14 protein-coding genes are annotated in these 16,431 nt (G+C 73.3%); 10 read left to right on the top strand and 4 right to left on the bottom strand.

Features of this window, described 5'->3' with window-relative positions; translation table 11 throughout:
* Nucleotides 1–176: 176 nt before the first annotated feature.
* The gene (gene prmC, locus WMF42_RS40170; protein ID WP_061610119.1) at nt 177–1,061 is read right to left on the bottom strand and encodes a peptide chain release factor N(5)-glutamine methyltransferase; all 885 of its coding nucleotides are present in this window, start codon (nt 1,059–1,061) and stop codon (nt 177–179) included.
* Nucleotides 1,058–2,485, bottom strand: a complete 1,428-nt coding sequence (locus WMF42_RS40175) for a phosphomannomutase/phosphoglucomutase (RefSeq protein WP_437688348.1) — start codon at nt 2,483–2,485, stop codon at nt 1,058–1,060. Before WMF42_RS40175 ends, prmC begins: the two co-directional genes overlap by 4 nt.
* Nucleotides 2,486–2,704: 219 nt before the next feature.
* Between WMF42_RS40175 and WMF42_RS40180 the strand changes: the two genes are divergently transcribed.
* The 7 genes from WMF42_RS40180 (at nt 2,705) to WMF42_RS40210 (ending at nt 9,473) form a co-directional block, all read left to right on the top strand.
* A complete protein-coding gene (locus WMF42_RS40180; RefSeq protein ID WP_437688349.1) occupies nt 2,705–3,814 on the top strand; it encodes a PEGA domain-containing protein in 1,110 nt (369 codons plus the stop codon).
* A gap of 37 nt (nt 3,815–3,851) precedes the next feature.
* A complete protein-coding gene (gene rsmD / locus WMF42_RS40185) occupies nt 3,852–4,397 on the top strand; it encodes a 16S rRNA (guanine(966)-N(2))-methyltransferase RsmD (RefSeq protein ID WP_061610116.1) in 546 nt (181 codons plus the stop codon).
* Between the two features lie 295 nt (nt 4,398–4,692).
* Nucleotides 4,693–5,229, top strand: a complete 537-nt coding sequence (locus tag WMF42_RS40190) for an AgmX/PglI C-terminal domain-containing protein (RefSeq protein ID WP_437688350.1) — start codon at nt 4,693–4,695, stop codon at nt 5,227–5,229.
* A 10-nt stretch (nt 5,230–5,239) separates the two neighbouring features.
* A complete protein-coding gene (locus tag WMF42_RS40195; protein ID WP_434043838.1) occupies nt 5,240–5,671 on the top strand; it encodes a hypothetical protein in 432 nt (143 codons plus the stop codon).
* A gap of 19 nt (nt 5,672–5,690) precedes the next feature.
* On the top strand, nt 5,691–6,614 hold the full coding sequence (truA, locus tag WMF42_RS40200; RefSeq protein ID WP_233562668.1) for a tRNA pseudouridine(38-40) synthase TruA: 924 nt from the start codon (nt 5,691–5,693) through the stop codon (nt 6,612–6,614).
* 124 nt (nt 6,615–6,738) lie between these two features.
* Nucleotides 6,739–8,190, top strand: coding sequence for a trypsin-like peptidase domain-containing protein (locus tag WMF42_RS40205; RefSeq protein WP_437688351.1), 1,452 nt, complete (start codon nt 6,739–6,741; stop codon nt 8,188–8,190).
* An 80-nt stretch (nt 8,191–8,270) separates the two neighbouring features.
* Nucleotides 8,271–9,473, top strand: a complete 1,203-nt coding sequence (locus WMF42_RS40210) for an exo-beta-N-acetylmuramidase NamZ family protein (protein WP_434043841.1) — start codon at nt 8,271–8,273, stop codon at nt 9,471–9,473.
* 16 nt (nt 9,474–9,489) lie between these two features.
* Here WMF42_RS40210 and WMF42_RS40215 read toward each other — a convergent pair whose 3' ends face one another.
* Nucleotides 9,490–9,876 carry an SPW repeat domain-containing protein gene (locus tag WMF42_RS40215; protein WP_434043842.1) on the bottom strand — a complete coding sequence of 129 codons (387 nt, stop codon included), beginning with the start codon at nt 9,874–9,876 and terminating at the stop codon, nt 9,490–9,492.
* A 470-nt stretch (nt 9,877–10,346) separates the two neighbouring features.
* Here WMF42_RS40215 and WMF42_RS40220 point away from each other — a divergent pair, with 470 nt between their 5' ends.
* Nucleotides 10,347–11,771, top strand: coding sequence for an FAD-binding oxidoreductase (locus WMF42_RS40220; protein ID WP_437688352.1), 1,425 nt, complete (start codon nt 10,347–10,349; stop codon nt 11,769–11,771).
* A 103-nt stretch (nt 11,772–11,874) separates the two neighbouring features.
* Here WMF42_RS40220 and WMF42_RS40225 read toward each other — a convergent pair whose 3' ends face one another.
* Complete coding sequence (locus tag WMF42_RS40225) at nt 11,875–12,423, bottom strand: HD domain-containing protein (protein ID WP_061607073.1); 549 nt, start codon at nt 12,421–12,423, stop codon at nt 11,875–11,877.
* A 353-nt stretch (nt 12,424–12,776) separates the two neighbouring features.
* Here WMF42_RS40225 and WMF42_RS40230 point away from each other — a divergent pair, with 353 nt between their 5' ends.
* Both WMF42_RS40230 and WMF42_RS40235 read left to right on the top strand, forming a co-directional pair.
* Complete coding sequence (locus WMF42_RS40230) at nt 12,777–14,597, top strand: OmpA family protein (RefSeq protein ID WP_434043844.1); 1,821 nt, start codon at nt 12,777–12,779, stop codon at nt 14,595–14,597.
* The gene (locus WMF42_RS40235) at nt 14,594–16,324 is read left to right on the top strand and encodes a DUF3344 domain-containing protein (RefSeq protein WP_437688353.1); all 1,731 of its coding nucleotides are present in this window, start codon (nt 14,594–14,596) and stop codon (nt 16,322–16,324) included. The genes WMF42_RS40230 and WMF42_RS40235 overlap by 4 nt, the downstream gene beginning before the upstream one ends.
* The last annotated feature ends 107 nt before the right edge of the window (nt 16,325–16,431 follow it).

The following is a 16,431-nucleotide window of genomic DNA, read 5'->3' on the forward strand; positions in this document are numbered from 1 at the left end:
CTCGGACAGCGGAGCAGGCAACCTCCGGCGCACCCGGATCACCCGGATCGCCGCGGAGCCCCCGCCACCGACCGCGCCACGCGGTGCATACGGCACGCCAGCCCCATCCTCGCGAAGGCGCGCGCGCGCTGCGCGGCCCCCGGGCGGCCTCTGCGCGCGCCGCGCGCCGCGGGCGATCAGGGCAGGACGCCGGAGACGACCCGCTCGTGCCCGCCGTAGTCGAGGTTCCTCGCGACCTCGGTGAACCCCGCCGCGGCGAAGAGCCCGGCGACCTCGGCCGCCTTGCCGGCCTCGACCTCCAGGGCCAGCACGCCGCCAGGGGCGAGCCAGCCCGGGGCCTCCGCGACGATCCGGCGCGTGACGTCGAGCCCGTCGTCGCCGCCCGCGAGCGCGAGGTGCGGCTCGTAGCCGCGGATGTCGATCTGCAGCGCGCCCACGTCCTGGTCCGGGATGTACGGCGGGTTCGCTGTGATCAGGTCGAAGCGGAGGCCGGACGGCACGCCGGCGAAGAGATCCGAGCGCAAGAACCCCGCGTTGACCGCGCCGAGGCGCAGCGCGTTCTCGCGGGCGACCACGAGCGCGCCGGCCGAGATGTCGACGCCGAGCACACGGCCGGTGGGCCGCTCGCACGCGAGGCTCACCGCGACGCAGCCGGACCCGGTGCACAGATCGAGCACGCGCGCGGCGAGCGCGACGCGACGCGTCCGGGCGAGGCCGACCTCCACGAGGATCTCGGTGTCGGGGCGCGGGATGAGCACGCGCGGATCGACGCGGAACGGGCGGCCGTAGAACTCCCGCACACCGAGCAGGTACGCGACCGGCTCGCCGGCGCGGCGGCGCTGGTGCAGCTCCCTGTAGGCGGCGAGCTCGGCCTTGTCGAGCGGCCGCTCGGCGTCGATCAGCAGCCCGACGCGGTCGAGGCCCAGCACCTTGCCGAGCAGGAGCTCGGCGTCGAGGCGCGCCGAGGACGCGCCGCGCTTCTTCAGGTCGCCCGAGGCCCACGTGATCACGCGGCGGATCGTCCAGGCTTCGTTCTGCGGCTCGATGTCGGGCTTGTTCACGGCAGAGGGGCGGCGAGGGACGCGCGGACCGCATCGGAGACGACGGCCTCCACCTCGGCGCGGGCCGCGTCGCGGTCCGCGACCGACCGGGCCTCGAACCGCAGCACGAGGATCGGACCGGTGTTCGAGGCGCGGCAGAGCCCCCACGCCCCGCCGCCGAAGTCGATGCGCGCGCCGTCGATGTCCACGACCGGACGGACGCGGCGGAAATGCTCGGTCACGCGGCGGACGACATCGAACTTCACCGCGTCGGGGCAGTCGACCCGGATCTCGGGGGTGGCGAAGGTCTCCGGGACGTCCGCGAGCAGCTCGCCGAGCGGCCGCCGCGCGCGGCCCACGATCTCGAGCAGGCGGACTGTCGCGTAGACGGCGTCGTCGAACCCGAACCACCGATCGGCGAAGAACATGTGCCCGCTCATCTCGCCGGCGAGCAAGGCGCCCTCCTCTTTCATCTTGGTCTTGATGAGCGAATGGCCCGTCTTCCAGAGGATGGGGCGCCCGCCGCGCGAGGCAATGTCCGCGTAGAGGGTCTCGGAGCACTTCACCTCCCCGAGCACCGCCGAGCCGGGGCGCTCGGCGAGGAGCGCCCGCGCGAAGAGGATCAGCAGCTTGTCCCCCCAGAGCACCTCGCCCCGCTCGTCGACGACGCCGATCCGGTCGCCGTCGCCGTCCCACGCGACGCCGAGCGAGGCGCCTGTCGCGAGCACGCGGGCGCGGAGCGCCTCGAGGTTCTCGGGCACGGTCGGGTCCGGGTGGTGGTTCGGGAAGAGGCCGTCGATGTCGCAGAAGAGAGCGTCCGGCGCGAAGCCGAGCGCCTCGAGCGTGCGGACGCCGAGCGGGCCGGCCGCGCCGTTGCCGGCGTCGATCACGAAGCGGACGTCGGTGCCCGACAGGCGCGACGCGGCGCGCACCGCCGCGATGTAGTCGGCCGCGAGGTCGACCTCGGTGAGCGCGCCCCTCGCCGCCGGCGCGTCGCGGCCCCCGGCGGCGGCGCCCTCCTCGATCAGATCGGCGAGCGCCTGGATGTCCTCGCCGAAGAACGAGGCCTTGCCGCGCATCAGCTTGAACCCGTTGTCGGGCGCCGGGTTGTGGCTGGCCGTGATCATGATCGCGCCGTCGGTCCGGAGGTGGTGCGCGGCGAAGTAGAGCTGCGGCGTCGGCCCGACGCCGGCCGAGATCACGTCGGCGCCGGCCCCGAGAAGGCCGTCGGTGAGGGCGGAGAACAGCCTGTCGCTCGAGCGTCGGCCGTCGCGGCAGACAGCGACGCGCGGCCGGTCCGCGCCGGAGCGCGCCCCCTCGGCGAGCTCGCGGCGGAGGAGCAGGGCGAAGGCAGCGCCGAGCTCGCGGGCGAGCTCGCTGCTGAGGTCGCGCTCGGCGACGCCGCGGATGTCGTACTCGCGAAAGATGTGTCGGGGGAGCTTCATGGACCAGCGGTCGAGCGCTCGGCCTTCCACGCTGCGGCGCGGGCCGGCGGCGCCAGGGACGCTCTGACACGGCGCAATCGTGGGTGAAACGAAAAACGCCGCGCGCGCGGCTCGCACGGCTCACAGATTGCGTTCCCGGCCGCCGGCCGGGTAACTTTGGCGCGTGGAGCCCAGGACCGCATGATGACGCGCGCACAGAGAACCGGTCTCGCAGCCCTGGTGGCCCTCTCCTGCCTCGCCCGCGCCGACGCCGTGCGGGCGGCGGAGCCGTCGCCCGCCGCCGTGCCGATCACCGTCATCGCCGTCCGGACCGACGACGCCTACGACCAGGCGGACGCGCTGACCAAGGCGCTCCGCTCCGCCATCAAGAACAGCGCGGGGTGGTCGGTCGGCGAAGGAGATTTCTCGCTCGAGGTGCTGACGCTGTCCCTGCAATGCGAGGATCGACCCGACGCGGCCTGCCAGGCCCGCATCGCCGATCACATCAAGAGCGACCGCTACCTCTGGGGCGTGCTCCGCAAGAGCGACACCAACGTCGAGGGCGACGTGCACCTCTGGACCCGCGGAAGGCCGTCCTCGAGCGTGCCGGTGAAGTACAGCGCGAACCTCACCGAGGCGAACGACGAGCCGCTCCGCAAGATCGCGGCGGACGCGCTCGCGACGCTGACCGGCGGGCCGCCGCAGGGGTCGCTCCGCGTGAGGACGGGCGCCGCGGAGGCGAGCGTGCTCATCGACGGCAAGCCTGTCGGCAAGGTGCAGAACGGCGAGGGGGTGTTCACGGTGGCGGTCGGGCCACACAAGGTGCTCGTCAAGTCGACAGGCTTCCTCGACGCCGAGGCGTCGGTCCTCGTCCGACCCATCGCCACCACGGACATCGCGCTCAGCCAGATGCCCGCCGACGCATCGCAGACCAACTGGAAGCGCGTGGGCGGGTTCATCGGCCTCGGCGCAGGGGCTGTGTTCGGGACCGTGGGCGTCATCAGCTCGGTCCAGGTCGCGAGCATCCAGGGCGACGCGCGGTACGACGCCTACCGAAACCTGTTCGGCACCGAGGTCAAGGACGTCTGCGACCCCGAGCAGCGCGAGTCCGTCCGCGGGCTGGCCGGCAGCGAGGGCCGGACGGCCGACGCCGGCGTCAAGCTGTGCGAGCGGGCGGACACGTTCATGGCGCTCCAGTACGTCTTCTACCCGCTGGCGGTGATCTCCGCGGGCCTCGGCGCCTACCTGCTCGTGACAAGCGACGGACGGGCGGGGGAGCGCACCGGCTGGACCGTGCAGCCCAGCGTCGGCCTCGGCGCGGGCGCCCTCGACCTGACGTACCGCTGGTGAGCCGCGCCGCGCGGCCCGCGGCGAGCGGGCGACGACCATGCGGGTGATCGCCGGCCGGCTCGGCGGACGGCGGCTCGCCGCGCCGCGCGGCGAGGGCACGCGGCCGACAGCGGATCGCGTGCGCGAGGCGCTCTTCTCCTCGCTCGGCGACGTCACCGGCGCGCTCGTCTGCGACCTCTACGCCGGCACCGGCGCGCTCGGCATCGAGGCGCTCTCGCGCGGGGCGCGCCGCGCGGTCTTCGTGGAGAACGGCCGGCCCGCGCTCGCGACGCTCCGCGAGAACCTCGCCGCGCTCGGCCTCGAGGAGGCGGCGCGGGTCGTCCCCCTCCCGGTCGAGCGCGCGCTCGACCTGCTCCGCGACGAGGGCCCCTTCGATCTCGCCCTGCTCGACCCGCCCTACGCCGCCCTGGCCAGAGCCGCCGCCGCGGCCGCGCGCCTCGCCGGGCCGCTCGGCCTGCTCGCGCCGGCCGGGCGCCTCGTCCTCGAGCACGCGCGGCGCGACCCCTCCCCGGAGATCGCCGGGCTCACCTGCGCCGCCGTCCGCACCTACGGCGACACCGCTGTGTCGTTCTACGCGCGCTGAGCGGCCCGCGCGCTGCGCCGCCCGCCTCCCGCGCGCGCCGCGCTGCCCGCCCGCGCGGCCCCGCCGCGTTCATCCCCGGCGCATCCAGTTTCCTGGCGCGCTTCCCTGTCGGCCCTTGTAGACTCGCCCCCCGCCGGACGCACGTGCGTCTCGGCTCCGGTGCCCGACGGCCCCGCCGAAACGGCCGGACCTCGCGCGCCTCTCCGGGAGGACTTCTCACGTGTCCGCATCGATGCCCCCGTCATCTCAGCAGATCCCCGGAAAATCCGGCAACTCAGGTATCTACATCGCAGGCATGGTCGTCCTCGCCGCGCTCATGGCCGGCCTGCTTTACTGGAAGATGAGCCCCGAGCCGGACGTGCCGACCCCGGCGCCGTCCGTGCCCGTCGCGAGCAAGCCGGCGGATCCTCCGCCGCTGTTCGCGCCCCCGCCGCCGCCGCCCGTCGACGAGGTCGAGGACGCCGGCGCGGACGCCGGCAAGGTCGCGTCGGGCCAGGGCCCGGCCACGACGGGCAAGTCGCCCTGCTCCGGCAAGTGCGGCGACGGCGCGAGCTCGCCCGCGCTCGACTCCGCCGTCCTCGGGCTCGCTCGCTCGGCGCAGGGTTGTTATAACCGCGCGCTGCGCACCTCGGAGGTCTCCGGCAAGCTGACGGTGAGCGTGCAGGTCGCCTCGACAGGCGCGGTGTGCAGCGCCTCGATCCTCAACGACACGGTAGGCTCGGGCGAGATTGCGTCTTGCGTCCTGGGACGTTTCCGCGGCAAATCACTGCCTCCGCCGCAGAGCGGATGCGTCGTGGTGAACGTTCCGATCAACTTCACCATCAAGCAATAGGAAGCAGCCGATGCGTACGCTCCCCCTCCGGATGGCCAGCCTGCTCCTCCTCGCGCTCGCGCCGCTCGCGCTGCAGAGCGCCGCGTGCCGCGCAGAGGACGGCACCACGCCTGTCTGCAACGACAACCTCGATCCCGAGCAGGGGATCGTGAAGGATGCGGACGGCTGCCACCAGTTCCCGTACTGCCTGGTGAACGGCGCCGCGGCGGCCCCCGAGGAGTGCTGCAAGAACGCGGAGGGCCTCGTCAACCAGGAGTGCGTCAGGGGCTATGCGCCCCTCACCTCCTCGGCCAGCACGACGTCGGCGACCAGCACGACATCGGCGACAGGCACCGGAGGCAGCGGCGGCGCCGGGGGCAGCGACGGCGCCGGGGCCGCCGACGGCGGGGGCGGCGCCGGGGCTGCCGGGGGCGCGGGCGGCGCCGGGGGGAGCAGCGGCTAGGCCGCGCGCCCATCGTGCCGTGCCGAGGCTAGTCGCCGCGTCCAGCCGGGGGATCCTGCTCTCGGTCGCCTACGATGGGCGCCCGTTCGCCGGCTACGCCCGCCAGCGCGACCAGCGCACTGTCGCGGGGGAGCTGCTCGGCGCGCTGCGCGCCATCGACCCGGCCATCCGCGAGATCCGCGGCGCGAGCCGCACCGACGCGGGCGTCCACGCGCGCGACCAGCGCGTCGCCTTCGACACGGCGGCGCCGCTGCCGCCGCGCGGCTGGGTCCTCGCGACAGCGCGCCACCTGCCGGACGAGATCGTGATCCGGCGCGCCGCCGTCGTGCGCGTCGGGTTCTCGCCGCGCTTCGAGAGCCTCCGCAAGCGCTACCGCTACCTGATCCTCCGCGATCTGGTCCGCGACCCGTTCCTCAGCCGGCGCGCCTGGCGCGTCGAGGGCCTCACGGACGAGGCGATCGCGCGGGCGCGCGCCGAGGCGGCCACCGCGACAGGCACGCACGACTTCGCCGCGTTCCGGACCAGCGCGGACGAGCGGACGACAACGATCCGTACACTGTACGGTGTCGAGCTGTCGCTCGATCCTGCGGATCCGCGCCTCGTCCGGATCGACGTCGACGGGAACGCGTTCCTGCACAACATGGTGCGCATCCTTGTCGGCACCCTGATGGACGTGGCGCGCGGCCACCTGGAGCCCGGCGCTATCGCGCGCGCGCTCGCGTCGCGGGACCGGCGCCACGCCGGGATCACGGCGCCGCCGGACGGGCTCTACCTGGAGCAGATTCACCTGCGCGACGACGGCCAGGATGCGTGGCCGGGCGGGCCCTCGGCGGGAGCTCCGGCGGACGAGGCCGCGCCCGCGTGGGCCGAGCCGGAGGCGGACGCGTCGCTTCCGCCCGAACCCGGCCCCGACGCGGACGCGTCGCTTCCGCCCGATCGGTGACCCGCGCGGGTTCCGCGCGCCGGGAGGTTGCGTTCGCCCGCGCTTGCCGTCTTACCTCTCGCCTCGCTGCCGGGCACCGCGCCGCGGACCGCGGACAGGATCTCTCCCACGCGCTGGAGGAAGCATGAACTCGCGTCGGCTCGCCGTATCCCTCGCCCTGCTCGTCCCTGCCCTCTCGCTCTCGTCGCTCTCGTCGCTCGCGGGCGCCCAGCCGGCCGCGGAGCCGGCGCCCTCGCCGAAGGCGCCCCCCTCGCCCGCCCCGAAGGCGCCGCCCGCGCCGCCGTCCCGCGCCGCCGCGTCCAGCGCCGCCGCGGCCGCCGGCGCCGCCGACCTGCGCCGCCTCGGCGAGGCCTTCGCCGACGTCGCCGACAAGGTCGGCCCCGCCGTCGTCCAGATCGAGGTCACCGTCGGCGAGGACGTCTCCTCGCCGCTGCGCTGGTTCCGCGACGGCGGCCAGCGCCGCGGGCTCGGCTCGGGCGTCATCTTCTCCCCGGACGGCGGCATCCTCACGAACAACCACGTCATCGACGGCGCCCGCGCGATCACCGTCCGGCTCCGCGACGGCCGCATGTTCGCCGGCCGCGTCGCGGGCCGCGACCCCGCGACAGATCTCGCCGTGATCCGCGTCGACGCGAAGGACCTCCCCGTCGCGACGTTCGGCGACAGCGACGCCGCGCGGGTCGGCGCCTGGGTCGTCGCGATCGGCTCCCCGTTCGGCCTGGGCCACACGGTCACCACCGGCGTGCTCAGCGCCAAGGGGCGCGGCGGCGTCGGCGTGAACGACGTGGAGGACTACCTCCAGACCGACGCGAGCATCAACCCAGGCAACTCGGGCGGCCCGCTCGTCGACCTCGACGGCCGCGTGCTCGGCATCAACACCATGGTGGTGAGCCGCGGGCAGGGCATCGGCCTGGCCGTGCCGGCGAACATGGCCCGCCGCGTGGCGGAGCAGCTCCTCCGGAGCGGCCGCGTCGAGCGCGCCTTCATCGGCGTCGGGCTGCAGGACCTCACGCCCCAGCTCGCGGCGGCGATGCGGAGCCCTCCCCGGGCGGGCGCGCTCGTCAACGCCGTCACGCCGGGCGGCCCCGCGGCCAGCTCGAACCTCCAGCCGGGCGACGTGATCACGTCCGTCGCGGCCCGGCCGGTGCGCGACGCGCAGGACGTCATCCGCGAGCTCTTCAACCACAACGTCGGCGAGACGCTGACGCTCGAGGTCGTGCGCGGCGCCCAGCGGTACCAGGCCCACGTCACGCTCGCCCCGCGGAACGAGCCGCCGCCGCCGGCGCTCCCGGTCCAGCGCGCGGCCGCCCGGCACCCGGGCCTCGGCCTCACGCTGCGCGACGCGCCCGCCCCGCGCGGCCCGGGCCGCGAGGGCGGCTCGATCGCGCGCATCGTCGCGGTCGCGAGCGACTCGCCCGCCGAGCGCGCGGGCCTCCGGCCGGGCGACGTGATCCTGGAGGCAGACAGGAACCGCGCGCCGACCGCCGCCGAGGTCGAGGAGGCCGCGCGCGACGGCGAGCTCCTCGTCCGGGTCCAGCGCCGCGGCGCGGCGTTCTACACGGCGCTCACGCGCTGACCCGCGCCCGCGCGGCCGCCCCCGGAGAATCCGACGCGGACGAATGGACGGCCCGCGCTCGCCTTGGTAGTCACGGTACCGTGCACGTCGGTCTCGATCGCCTCCCCGATTTCCCGCAGCTCAAGCGCATCCGGTCGGCTCGCCTGGGCGTCCTCGCGCACCCGGCGAGCGTCGATCGCGAGCTCACCCACATCGCCTTCGTCCTCGAGGAGCTCGGGGTGCGCCCGCGCCTCTTCTTCGGGCCGGAGCACGGCTACGGCGGCGAGGCGCAGGACATGGCGGCGGTGACGAGCGACGTCGACGCGCGCTCGGGCGCGCGCATCGTCAGCCTGTACGGCGATCGCTTCGAGGATCTCTCGCCCTCCGCGGCGGATCTCGCGGAGATCGACCTGCTCCTCATCGATCTCGCCGACGTCGGCGCGCGCTACTACACGTTCGTGTGGACGGCGCTGCTCGCGCTGCGCGCGGCCCACGCGGCGGGCGTGCACGTCGTGCTGCTCGACCGGCCGAACCCGATCGGCGGCGCGACGGAGTGCGTCGAGGGCGCGACGCAGGCGCCGGGGTTCCTCTCGTTCGTGGGCCTCGAGCCCGTGCCCATCCGCCACTCGCTCACGGTGGGCGAGCTGGTCGCGCTCTTCGCGCGGCGCGAGGGCATCCCGCTCGGCGACGTCGCGTGCGGGCTGCAGGTCGTGGCCGTCGCGGACCACCGGCGCGAGGGGCTCGCGGCCGAGTGGGATCGGCCGTTCGTCCTCCCGTCGCCCAACATGCCGACGGCGGACACGGCGCTCGTCTACCCGGGCGGCTGCCTGCTGGAGGGGACGAACCTGTCGGAGGGCCGCGGCACGACGCGCCCGTTCGAGATCGTCGGCGCCCCCTGGCTCGACGGCCGCGATCTCGCCGCGCGCCTCGCGTCCACGGGGCTGCTCGGCTTCGTCGCGCGTCCGCTCACCTTCCGGCCCACGTTCCAGAAGCACGCGGGCAAGATCTGCGGCGGCGTGCAGATCCACGTCACCGATCCGCGCACCTTCCGCCCGGTGGCGACGTACGTCGCGCTCACCGCGTTCGCGCGCCGGCAGCAGCCCGAGCAGTTCCGCTTCCGCACCGAGCGTTACGAGTACGTCGACACGATCCCGGCCTTCGATCTGCTCACCGGCTCCGCCGCCGCGCGCCTCGCCATCGAGGCCGACGAGGATCCGCTGTCGATCGCCCTGGAGGTGTCGCGCCCGGATCCGTCCTGGTCCGAGGTGATGCGCGAGGCGCAGGCGGCGGTGGCTGCCTGCTGAGCGCCGCCCGCGCGGCTCAGCGATCGTAGCGATCGTAGGGCGCCGGCCGGGAGATCACGCCGGCCGTGTACCGCGTCGCGAGGACGACGATCAGGAGCCCGATCCCGCCGGCCACGAAGAAGGCGCGCGCCGGGACCTCGTCGGAGAACCCGAACAGCCAGGGCGAGGCGAGGAGCCCGACGCCGAGGGAGAACTCCAGCGCTCCGTGCACAGCAAACGGGATCTTCCGCGCGGCGCCGAGCGGGTGGTCGGACAGCAGCGTCACGACGAGGTGCGCCAGGGCGGTGACATAGCAGACCGACGTCGGCACCGCCCCGAAGCGGAGCGCGAGCGGCGCGAGGGCGAGCAGGGCGACGGCCGCGTAATCGATGTACCCATGGTGGCGGGGAGACAGGAGCGTCATCGGTCCCTCCTTGGAGGAGCTCTCTCCCCGGAGGTGCATCGCATGTGCCGAGGAGATGCGCCGAGGAGAGCGGCTCACCACGCGCAGGCCGCCCCGGAATGTCGCGCTCGATGGGCGCCGCGCGGTCACCCCGCGTCCGGGACGGGCGCGAGGGTGCTCATCGTGCTCACAACGAGCGGGGCGATCGCCGGTGGTGGCTGCAATCGAGCATGAGGACGGGAAGAAGGCGAGACGAAGAGACAACGACGCGAGGAGGCGAGACGACAGGATCACAAGACTCCCCGCCTCGAGGCGAGCTCCCTCCGGACCCAGCCGGTCATCACGCGCCCGCCGGCCCGGCTTGACGCGTTCGACGGGGGGCGCAGGTTCCGGTGCATGCCAGACAGATCTCGCGCCGTTCATCGCGGGACGCGCGCGACCGACGCGCCGTGTGGCCCGGCGGGCGGCTGCCCGCGGGCGAGGCGCCCGTCATGAGCGCGGAGCCGCGGCTCACCGGTCGTGTCGTCCTCCCCGGGGACCCGGGGTACGACGACGCGCGCGAGGTGTACAATGCGCGCTTCTCGCGCCGTCCTTCTGCCATCGTGTTCTGCCAGGACGCGCAGGATGTCGCGAACGCCGTCCGGTGGGCGACAGCGCGAGACGCGGAGATCCGGGCGAGGAGCGGCAGGCACTGTTACGAGGGGTTCTCCGTCGTCGACGCGGGGCTCGTCATCGACGTGAGCGACCTCCGCAGTGTCCGCGTCGACCGCGAGCGTGGCGTCGCCGTCGTCGGCGCCGGCGCCGACCTGATCACCGTCTACGACGCGCTCGGGCAGGTCGGCGTCACCCTCCCTGCGGGCTCGTGCCCCACGGTCGGCATCGCGGGGCTCACGCTCGGCGGCGGGTTCGGCCTCCTCTCCCGCGCGCTCGGCCTCACGTGCGACAGCCTGCTCGCCGTCGAGATGGTCACCGCGGACGGCGAGGTGATCCGGGCCGATGAGCGCGAACACCAGGATCTGCTGTGGGCCTGCCAGGGCGGCGGGGGCGGCAACTTCGGCGTCGTCACGTCGTTCACGTTCAAGACGCACCCTGTCTCCGAGGTCTCGATCTTCAGGATCTCCTGGCCCTGGGGCGAGCTCCCCAGCGTTCTCGAGGCGTGGCAGGCGTTCGCCCCGTTCACCGACGAGCGACTGACGTGCATCCTCAAGCTCACGGCCATGTCCTCCGGCGAGATCTCGTGTGTGGGCCAGATGCTCGGGACAGGCGAGGATCTCAATCGCACGATCCAGCCGCTCCTCTCCATGCGGGCAGCCGCGCCTATCAACGTGTCGATCGAGACAATGCCTCATCTCAACGCGGTCGGCCAGCTCGGTGGAATCGGCGGCGATCCCGACCGATGGACCGTGCACCAGCACCAGGCACAGGCGAGCTTCAAGAACGCGTCGGCCTATGCATACGAGCGCTTCGGCCCCGAGGCGATCGCGGCGCTCACCGCCGAGCTCTCGCGCGCGCCGAGCGCGAGGTGCCTTGTCCAGCTCGACGCCTATGGCGGCGCCGTCGGCCGGATCGCGCCCGACGCGACGGCGTTCCCGCACCGACACGCCATGTGGAGCCTGCAATACCAGGCCTACTGGACCGCCGCCGCGGAAGAGAAGGAGAACGTCGCCTGGGTCGAGCGGGCCCGCCGCGCGATGCTGCCCCACACGCGAGGCGCGTACATCAACTACATCGATGCGGAGCTCGAGGACTGGCTGACTGCCTACTACGGCGCGAACCTCGCGCGGCTCTCGGCCATCAAGGCCATGTACGACCCGCGCGAGGTGTTCCGCTTCCCCCGATCGATCCCCCGCTCCCTGCCGGAGGCGGCCGGCGCCTCCGGGAGCTCCGGCGCGCCAGATACGCCAAATATCGTATAATATCAATTAGTTACGTCACCGCCGGGGCGAGGTGGCTCCACCTCCGCTGCGGCCGGCGCGCGCAGCGGCCTGTTGCCTGCGCTCCGCCGCGCGCGGCAGGCGCTCAGCCCGTCGAGAGGAGCTCGTCGAGCACGGCCTCGTACTCGTCGCGCAGCGGGTGCGGCGGCAGCGCGCGGGACATCGCGCGCAGCTCCTCGAACCTGGCGACCTGGATCTCCCTGCCGCGCTTGAACATCGACCACGGGTCGCCGTGCTCGCGCGCGCAGACGATGATCGACTGGAAGTTGTCTATCTTGTCCGCCAGCGTGATCGCCTGCGCGTCCCAGGGCTTCTTCGGGAACGCGTCGAGATAGAGCCGCTTGCGGTCCTCCCAGGGCAGCGACCTGTCCTGCTCGGTCACGTGGCGGACGAGCGTGGCGACGCGCTCGCCGAAATGCTGGACCAGCTCGTCGAACGTGACGCCCTGGTCCTCCATGGCGTCGTGCAGCGCGCCGGCCGCGACCACCTCGTCGTCGAAGCCGTGACGGGCGAGCAGCACCGCGACGCCGGCGAGGTGGCTGATGTAGGGGACGTCAGCGTTCGGATACTTGCGCTTCTGTGCCCGGTGCCAGACCGCCGCCTGGTCGAGCGCGCGCTTGAGGAGGATGCCCATCGCGTGTCCCGCCAACCATAGCCGCTCGTAGTCCAGAACGCAGGCGCCGATGGCGACCGGCCTCGCCCAGCAAGCCCTCCGCCTGGCTCGCGGCCGGCTCGGCCCACCCGCGGCGAGCCGCGAGCGGGCCGAGCGGCGAGCATCCGGGCGCGTCCGGCGGGGCCCGCGCCCGCGGATTGCACGCTCGATAGCCTCTCGTTCGTTCAGATGGTCCGGGGAGGTGCGCGCAGGTCCTACGAAGATGTGGCCGGCGTCGCTCGTTGCCCAAGACTCCGCAGTTGCCGACCTGTATACTCGTCCGCGACAGCGTCTTATATCGTCATGCGAAACCCGCCGACGCAGGGTGCCACCTCATGAGACCTTGCTCCCTCCTCTCGCTGGCCGCCGCGCTGGCCGCTCTCGCCGTCACGCCGGCGCCCGCGCGGGCGCAGGACGCGCCCGTCAAGCCCGAAGGCATGGCCCTGAGCCGCTTTGTCCCGGCGCCGGCCGGGGACCGTATGTTCAGCGTGCCGTCCCCGTTCGCCGCGGGCCACCTGAGGCCCCACGTGATGCTGATGGCCGACTATGCGAGCAATCCGCTCGTCCTGCGGCGCGAGCGCGACGACGCGGAGATCGGCGCGGTCGTCAGCGATCAGCTCACGTTCCGGCTCAACGCGTCGCTGCCGCTCTGGAACAGGGTGAGCCTCAGCCTCGACGCGCCGGTCACCGCGGTCCAGTCGGGAGAGAGCCCGAACGGCGGCGGCCAGCAGTTCACCTCCCCGAGCGGCGCGGACCTCGGCGACCTGCGGTTCGGCGCGCGCGTGCAGCTCCACGGCGCGTACCACGACCCGCTCCAGGTCGCCGTGGGCGCGTACCTCTGGCTGCCCACCGGCGCGGACGACGGGTTCGTGAGCGACGGCAGCGTCCGCGCCATGCCCTACGTCGCCGTCGGCGGCCGCATGGAGCGGCTCGTGTGGTCGACCGCGCTGGGCACCGAGCTGCGGCGCTCCCAGTCGTTCGGCGGCGTGGCGCAGGGGACGATGCTCACCCTCGGCGGCGGCGTCGGCGTCCTCGCCGCCGACGGCCGGCTCCAGGTGGGGCCGGAGCTCACCACCGCGATGGTGCTCGAGGACATCAACGGTCGCACCTTGAACGCGGAGCTCCTCCTCGACGCGAGGTATCGATTCCTCCCCTTCGTGGAGGCGGGCATCGGCGTCGGGCCGGGGCTCACCTCGGGGATCGGCACGCCCGACCTGCGCGTCGTCGCGATGGCCGCCTTCACGCCGGAGCAGCCCACGGACCAGGACAGGGACGGCATCGGCGACCCCGAAGACGCCTGCCCGCAGGTGCCCGGCGTGCGCAGCGACGACCCGCGCAAGCACGGCTGCCCGCCGCCGCCGGACCGGGACAGGGACGGCATCGCCGACGCCGACGACGCGTGCCCGTTCGTGGCCGGCGTCGCCAGCGACGACCCGCGCAAGCACGGCTGCCCGCCGCCGCTCGACCGGGACAAGGACGGCATCCCCGACGGCGAGGACGCGTGCCCGCTCGTGGCCGGCGTCCGGAGCGACGACCCGCGCAAGAACGGCTGCCCGGCGGACCGGGACGAGGACGGCATCCCCGACGGCGAGGACGCGTGCCCCGACGTCAAGGGGTTCCGCTCGAAGGACCCGGAGAAGAACGGCTGCCCGCGCGACACGGACGGCGACACGTTCCGCGACGACCAGGACGCCTGCCCGAGGGAGAAGGGCTTCGCGGATCCGGATCCCGAGAAGCACGGCTGCCCGAAGGCGGTGCGGGTGACCGAGAAGAACGTCGTCATCCTCCAGCAGGTGCAGTTCGACACGGACAAGGCCAGCATCAAGCCGGTGAGCGATCCGCTGCTCGACGAGGTCGCCCAGGTGCTGGCGGAGCACCCGGAGATCGCGCTCATCGAGATCCAGGGTCACACGGACGACCGCGGCACCGACGAGCACAACCGGACCCTGTCGCAGAACCGCGCCAACTCGGTCATGGCGGCGCTGGTCCGGCGCGGCATCGACTCGACGAGGCTCACGGCGCAGGGCTATGGCCGGGACCAGCCCATCGACGACAACAAGACGGAAGCGGGGCGCCAGAGGAACCGGCGAGTCCAGTTCAACATCATCAAGAAGGCCGCGTACAAACCGCAGGTCGAAACCGGAGAAGATCGATGAAAAAGCAGTTGAGCGTCACCGGTCTCGCGCTACTCACGCTGATGGGCCTCACGACGGCCAGCGCGACGGCCGAGCCCAAGCTGCGGGTGCAGGTCGATCAGCAGGGCGACTTCGCCCTCATCGGGAGCTCGATCGGGCAGGAGTGCCGCTCGTCGACGCCGCGGCCCGTGGAGGGCACTGTCGGCGACTGCGGCGCGTCGACGGTCGAGTCGGGGCCTGATCTGCTCTGGCGCTCCGACTCGCCCGAGGCCGGCAAGGCGGAGGCCTCCCTCGATATCACCCCGGAGACGGCGCGCACCACCGCGGTGCTGGAGCTCCCCGAGGGAGCGACGGTGACGCACGCGTACCTCTACTGGGCAGCGCGCAACACGGCCGGCGCGGACACCGAGGTCGAGCTCCACCACGAGGGCGGCTTCGACGGCACGGTCACCTCGATCGACTCGGTCGAGACGGTGATCAACCAGGGCAAGCCCAACGAGTCGCACAACTACCAGTCGGTCGCCGACATCACGGCGATCGTGAAGGAGAGCGGCGCGGGCGCCTACCGGGTGGGCGGCGTGGACGTGGTCGACGTCAGGAACAGCGACGACGACGTGGTGTTCGTGGCGTGGTGGATGGTGGTGTTCTACGAGGCGCCGAAGTCGCCGATGCGCAACCTCGCGCTGTTCGACGGGCTCGATCGGGTCTCGGAGGGGAACTCGCAGCAGGTCGAGCTCTCGGGCTTCAAGGTGCCCGACGCGGGCTTCACCGCCAAGCTCGGCATCATCGCGTTCGAGGGCGACAACACGAACTCGGGCGACAGCGTGTTCTTCAACCCGCAGAACCCGGGCAAGCCCGACGCGGCCGAGGCGCTGAGCAACGAGCTGAACCCCGCGGACAACTTCTTCAACAGCACCCGCTCGACGCTCGGAAAGCCGGTGTCGGTGGAGGGCGATCTCCCGAGGATCGCGGGGACGCCTCAGAGCATGTCGGGCGTCGACATCGACATCGTCGACGTCAGCGCGAAGCTCAAGCCGGGGAACGATCGGGCCACCCTGGTCGCCACGAGCAGCCAGGAGCTCTTTTTCCTCGGGGGGTGGGTGACGTCGATCTCCAACTTCGGCCCCGACTTCAGCAAGTCGAGCAAGGTGGCGAAGGACCTCGGCGGGCTGCCGACCTACCGCGGCGACGCGATCGAATACCGCATCACGGCGACGAACACAGGCAACGACGACGCGATCGACGTGGTGCTGACCGACGCGCTGCCCGCCGGCGTGACGTTCGTCCCCGGCTCGCTCGAGATCGTCGACGGGCCGAGCGCCGGGCCGCAGACGGACAGGGCGGGCGACGACCTCGGCGAGTACGATCCGCAGACGCGGACCGTCACGTTCCGGCTCGGCGAGGGGGCGGACGGCGCGCGGGGCGGGGGCATCCCTGTCGACGGGAGCGTGACCGTGCGCTTCGAGGTCACGGTCGACCAGGAGGCGCCGGACCTCATCAAGAACCAGGCGAAGATCGCGGCCGGCGGCGCGATGGGCGCGCCGGTCAGCGACGACCCGACCGACGGCAACGGCGACGCCCCGGGCGCGCCGCCGACCGAGGTCACGCTGGAGCCGGAGAGCTTCTATGCCGCCGGGAGCGGCGTTGTCGGCGCCTGCGCGACGAGCCCGCGCGGCCGGGATGGAAGCGCCGGGTGGCTCGCCGGGCTCGCGCTGGCGGGCCTGCTCTGCTGGCGGCGCAGGGCGTAGCGCTTCGACAGGACGGGTGGGTTGCGCTGGCGGCGATCGCCAGCGCGCCCGCGTCCCATCGAGGGGCGCAGGCGCCCGGCGACGGCCGGGCGGCGCGGGGGCGCTGC

Source organism: Sorangium sp. So ce176 (genome assembly GCF_051519835.1).
In the GTDB taxonomy this organism is placed as follows: domain Bacteria; phylum Myxococcota_A; class Polyangia; order Polyangiales; family Polyangiaceae; genus Sorangium; species Sorangium cellulosum_G.

Coding starts and splice junctions, on each gene's coding strand:
- WMF42_RS40175 (WP_437688348.1), bottom strand. CDS start 2,485: ATGAAGCTCCCCCGACACATCTTTCGCGAGTACGACATCCGCGGCGTC.
- rsmD (WP_061610116.1), top strand. CDS start 3,852: ATGCGGGTGATCGCCGGCCGGCTCGGCGGACGGCGGCTCGCCGCGCCG.
- WMF42_RS40190 (WP_437688350.1), top strand. CDS start 4,693: ATGGTCGTCCTCGCCGCGCTCATGGCCGGCCTGCTTTACTGGAAGATG.
- WMF42_RS40195 (WP_434043838.1), top strand. CDS start 5,240: ATGCGTACGCTCCCCCTCCGGATGGCCAGCCTGCTCCTCCTCGCGCTC.
- WMF42_RS40205 (WP_437688351.1), top strand. CDS start 6,739: ATGAACTCGCGTCGGCTCGCCGTATCCCTCGCCCTGCTCGTCCCTGCC.
- WMF42_RS40215 (WP_434043842.1), bottom strand. CDS start 9,876: ATGACGCTCCTGTCTCCCCGCCACCATGGGTACATCGATTACGCGGCC.
- WMF42_RS40220 (WP_437688352.1), top strand. CDS start 10,347: ATGAGCGCGGAGCCGCGGCTCACCGGTCGTGTCGTCCTCCCCGGGGAC.
- WMF42_RS40225 (WP_061607073.1), bottom strand. CDS start 12,423: ATGGGCATCCTCCTCAAGCGCGCGCTCGACCAGGCGGCGGTCTGGCAC.
- WMF42_RS40230 (WP_434043844.1), top strand. CDS start 12,777: ATGAGACCTTGCTCCCTCCTCTCGCTGGCCGCCGCGCTGGCCGCTCTC.
- WMF42_RS40235 (WP_437688353.1), top strand. CDS start 14,594: ATGAAAAAGCAGTTGAGCGTCACCGGTCTCGCGCTACTCACGCTGATG.